This is a genomic window from Phenylobacterium sp. (assembly GCF_031412415.1).
GTDB lineage: Bacteria > Pseudomonadota > Alphaproteobacteria > Caulobacterales > Caulobacteraceae > Phenylobacterium.
The window spans coordinates 1-4,810 of sequence record NZ_JANOCX010000137.1 but is presented as its reverse complement, the minus strand read 5'-3'; the positions used below and the strand labels follow the sequence as shown (position 1 = coordinate 4,810).

Annotated in this window: 3 protein-coding genes; all 3 read left to right on the top strand. The window is 70.7% G+C overall.

The window, feature by feature from the left end; all coding sequences use genetic code 11:
- On the top strand, nucleotides 1-3,386 hold a 3,386-nt coding region (smc, locus tag RMO04_RS06630; protein WP_309643998.1), incomplete at its 5' end, for a chromosome segregation protein SMC.
- 160 nt (nucleotides 3,387-3,546) lie between these two features.
- A complete protein-coding gene (locus tag RMO04_RS06625; RefSeq protein ID WP_309643997.1) occupies nucleotides 3,547-3,888 on the top strand; it encodes an AtpZ/AtpI family protein in 342 nt (113 codons plus the stop codon).
- Nucleotides 3,889-3,898: 10 nt separating this feature from the next.
- Entirely contained in the window at nucleotides 3,899-4,723 is an 825-nt protein-coding gene (locus RMO04_RS06620; RefSeq protein ID WP_309643996.1) for a F0F1 ATP synthase subunit A, read from the top strand.
- The last annotated feature ends 87 nt before the right edge of the window (nucleotides 4,724-4,810 follow it).

Sequence of the window (4,810 nt, the reverse complement as noted above, 5' to 3'; positions counted from 1 at the left end):
TCCGGATCGAGCCCGGCGTCACGGGCATCGTGGGGCCGAACGGTTGCGGCAAGTCCAACCTGCTGGAAGCCCTGCGCTGGGTGATGGGCGCCAACTCCGCCAAGGCCATGCGGGCCGGCGGCATGGACGACGTGATCTTCGACGGCTCCGGCGACCGCGCCTCGCGCAACCACGCCGAGGTGACGCTGACCATCGACAACGCCGACCGCAAGGCGCCGGCGGCCTTCAACGACACACCGGTGCTGGAGGTGGTCCGTCGCATCGATCGCGGGGCGGGCTCGACCTACAAGATCAACGGCCGCGAGGTCCGCGCCCGCGACGTGCAACTGCTGTTCGCCGACGCCTCGACGGGCTCGAACTCGCCGGCCCTGGTGCGCCAGGGGCAGATCTCGGAGCTGATCGCCGCCAAGCCGCAGAACCGCCGGCTGATCCTGGAAGAGGCCGCCGGGGTCTCGGGCCTGCACTCGCGCCGCCACGAGGCCGAGCTGCGGTTGCGCGCGGCGGAGACCAACCTCTCGCGACTGGACGACATCGCCGCCGAACTGGAGACCTCGCTCAACCGGCTGAAGCGCGAGGCCCGCCAGGCGGAGCGCTACAAGAAACTGTCCTCGGAGATCCGCTCGCTGCAGGGCGCGGTGCTCTATGCCCGCTGGGCGGAGGCCAAGGGCGCGGCCGAGCGCCTGACCGCCGAGGCCGCCGAGGCGATCCGCGCGGTGGAAGAGACCGCCCGCCAGGCCGCCAGCGCCATCACCAACGCCGCCCAGGCGGAGGAAGCCATCGCCCCGCTGCGCGAAGCCGAGACGGTGGCCGCCGCCATCCTCCACAGGCTGGCCATCGACAAGGACCGCCTGGACCGCGAGGGCGAGGCCATAGCCGCCGAGGTCGAGCGCCTGGTCGGAGAAGTGGGCCGAATCGACGCCGACCGCGCCCGCGAGACCCAGATCGTCGAGGACGCCGAGGCGGCGCTCGCCCGCATGGTCGAGGACCTGCAGGCCCTGGAAGCCGCGATCGCCGCGGCCCCGGATCGCTCCGCCGACCTGGAGACCGCGGCCCGCGCCGCCGAAGAGGCCCGCGTCGCCGCCGACGAGACCCTGGAGGACCTCGCCACCCAGGTCGCCGCCGACGAGGCCCGTCGCCGGGCCGGCGCGGCGCGGGTGGACGAGGCCCAGAACCGGGTGTCGCGCACCCGCCGCGCCCTGGACCAGGCCAGGACCGAGCGCGAGCAGCTCGGCCCCGCGATCAACCCGCAGACCGCCCAGGCCCGCGCCGAACTCGAGCGCGCCGAAGCCATGCTCAACGCCGTGCGCGCCGCGCTGGAGGCCGCCGAGGACGAGCGCGGCCAGACCGCCGCCGCCGAGACCGAACTTCGCGAGGCCGCGCGCAAGCAGGACGAACAGCTCGGCCGGCTGACCGCCGAGGCTCGCGCCCTGGCCCAGATCGTGGCGCAACAGCGCCGGGGCGGCTTCACCCCCGCCCTGGACGAGGTCGCCCCGGACCGCGGTTACGAGCGTGCCTTGGCCGCCGCCCTGGGCGACGATCTTGACGCCGCCCTCGACCCCAAGGCTCCGGCCTTCTGGGGCGGCCGCGACGCGGAGGCTCCTAGCTGGCCGGCCGGCGCCCAGCCCCTGGCCCCGCTGGTGAAGGCGCCTGCGGTCCTGGCCGCGCGTCTGGCCTTCACCGCCCTTGTGAGCCGCCAGGACGGCGACCGACTTCAAAGCGGCCTCGCCCCCGGTTGCCGGCTGGTCTCCCGCGAGGGCGACCTCTGGCGGTGGGACGGCTTCACCGCCCGCGCCGATGCGCCCAAGCCCGCCGCCGTGCGGATGGAGCAGAAGACTCGGCTGACCGAGGTCGAGATCGAGATCGAGGCCATCTCGCCCAAGGCCAAGATCGCCAAGGACGCGCTGACCGCCGCCACCGCCCGGGTGCGCGCCGCCGAGGAGGCCCTGCGAACCGCCCGGCGAGAGCCGCCCGCCGCCGAGCAGAAGGTCTCCGCCGCGCGCGGCGCGGTCGAGAAGCTGGACCGCGACGCCGCCCGCCGGGAGGCCCACGCCCAGTCCCTGGACGATGTCATCGGCCGCTTCGAGGCCGAACTGGCCGACGCCGAATCCATCCTGCGGGTCGCGGTCGGCGAGTCGGCCGAGGACACCGCCGTCGGCGACCTGCCGGCCCGCCTGGCCGAGGCCCGCGCCGCCGCCGGTCCGGCCCGCGAGGCCGCCGCGACCGCGCGTTCGGCGCTGGAGATCGAGGTCCGGGAACGCGACGGCCGCGCCCGGCGGCTGGAGAACCTGCGCCGCGATTCCGACGACTGGACCCGCCGCGGCCAGGCCGCCGCCAAGCGCCTGGAGCATCTGGCGCAGGCGCGCGCCGTGGCCCAGGCCAAGCTCGACAACACCCGCGACGCACCCGCGACGCACCAGGCGCGGCTCGAGAAGCTGCTGGACGAACTGAGCCAGGCCGAGGCGCGCCGCGCCAAGTCCTCCGACGCCCTCGCCCAGGCCGAAGGCGCCCGCGCCGAGGCCGACCGCGCGGTGCGCGCCGCCGACGCCGCCGGATCCCAGGCCCGCGAACTGCGCGCCTCCCTCGACGCGCGGCTGGAGGGTGCGGCCGAACGGCTCGCCGAGGTCACCGCTCAAATCCGCGAGACCGCCCGCGTCGAGCCCGAGCAACTCGGCCGCAAGCTGGCCGACGAGGCGGTCGCCATCCCCGCCGAGCCTGGCGGCATGGAGGCGCACCTTTACAATCTGGAGCGTCAGCGGGACACCATCGGTCCGGTGAACCTCCGCGCCGAGGAGGAAGCAGCCGAGCTCGGCGGCCGCCTTGAGACCATGCAGACCGAGCGCGCCGACCTCACCGGCGCCATCGCGCGCCTGCGCCAGGGAATCGACGAGCTGAACGGCGAAGGCCGCGAACGCCTGCTGGCCGCCTTCGAGGTGATCAACGAACATTTCAAGGCGCTCTTCCAGGCCCTGTTCGAGGGCGGCCAGGCGGAGCTGCGCCTGGTGGAGTCCGACGATCCGCTGGAGGCGGGCCTGGAAATCTACGCCTGCCCGCCCGGCAAGCGGATGGCCACCATGAGCCTGATGAGCGGCGGAGAGCAGGCTTTGACCGCCGCGGCGCTGATCTTCGCGGTGTTCCTGGCCCAGCCCTCGCCCATCTGCGTTCTGGACGAGGTGGACGCGCCCCTGGACGACGCCAATGTGGACCGGTTCTGCAATCTGCTGGACGAGATGCGCCGCCGGACCCAGACACGGTTCATCGCCATCACCCACAATCCGGTGACCATGGCGCGCATGGACCGGCTGTTCGGCGTCACCATGGCCGAGCGAGGGGTTTCGCAATTGGTGTCGGTTGACCTGCGCCAGGCCGAGGCCATGGCGGCGCAATAGCGCACCAGGTTTCCTGCGCCGAAATCATCATATAAATCAGCTGGTTAATAACTGTCCTCGCAACCTTGACGCACTGCAACCGCGTCTATAGGTTCCGCGCGACCTAAAGCCCCCGCCGTGGCGGCGACGTCGCGGTCGAAAGGCCCTTCGACGCATGCCGATGACGGACGAGACGAAATCCGGGACCCGTAGTCTCGAATCGCGTCTCGAAGCGGCCGAGTCGGCGCAGGCCCTTAGGGCCAGCGGCGAAACGCACCGCGCGATGGCTCAAGGTTACCGCTTCATCGGTGAAGTGGTGGGTGGGGTGCTCATTGGGGTCGGCCTCGGCTGGCTCTTCGATCGCTATGTCGGCACGGCCCCCCTGGGTCTGGTGACCGGCCTGCTGATCGGCTCGGGGCTTTCCATTTTCGTGGCGGTGCGAACCGCATCGCGAAAGACCAAGGACGAGATGGCGAAGGCCGGGCCGTTGCCCGTCGTCGCCGATGATGAAGACGAGGATTGAGGACCGCCTGGTGGAACAGCCTGCCATTGACCCGATGCACCAGTTCCTGGTCCAGACGCTTGTTCAGGGACCTGTGTTCACGATCGGCGGCCTGACCTTCGACATGTCGATCACCAACTCGGTGGCCAGCATGATCGCCGGCACGCTGATCCTGATCACCTTCTTCATGCTCACCGCCCGCGGCCAATTGGTGCCCAACCGCGCCCAGGCCCTGGCCGAAGCCATTTACAACATCGTCGACCGCGTCCTGGTGACCCCGATCATCGGCCACGGCGGCAAGCCTTACATTCCCTACCTGCTCACCCTGTTCACGGTCATCCTGGTCCTGAACCTGATGGGCGTGCTGCTGGCGGTAGGCAATCTGGCGGGCCTGACCCTCACCTTCACCGTGACCTCGCAGCTCGCGGTCACCGCGACGCTGGCGGTCCTGACCTTCTTCAGCGTCTTCATCCTGGGCTTCATCAAGCACGGACCGAAGTTCCTGGGCCTGTTCTGGGTGCCGGGCATGGGCTTCTTCGGCGGCCTCGCCATGATGCCGATCGAGATGATCTCCTACTTCGTGCGTCCGGTGACCCTGGCCATGCGTCTGTTCGGCAACATGCTGGGCGGCCACGTCGTGATGAGCCTGTTTGGCTCCTTCGTGGTGGCCCTGGGCCTCGTGGCCCTGTCGGGCGGCATAGCCTCCCTCGCCATCGTCCCCAGCGTCCTGTCGTTCGCCATGATTGTCGGCCTGACCGGCCTTGAGCTGGTGGTCGCCCTTCTCCAGGCCTTCGTGTTCACCGCGCTGGCCACCGTCTATCTCAACGAGGTCGTGAACTTCGGTCACGGCCACTAACCCAAGCTACTTCTCAAGAGGACTATTCAAATGGAAGCTGAAGCCGCGAAGCTTATCGGCGCTGGCCTCGCCACCTCGGGCATGATC

Coding starts and splice junctions, on each gene's coding strand:
- RMO04_RS06625 (WP_309643997.1), top strand. CDS start 3,547: ATGACGGACGAGACGAAATCCGGGACCCGTAGTCTCGAATCGCGTCTC.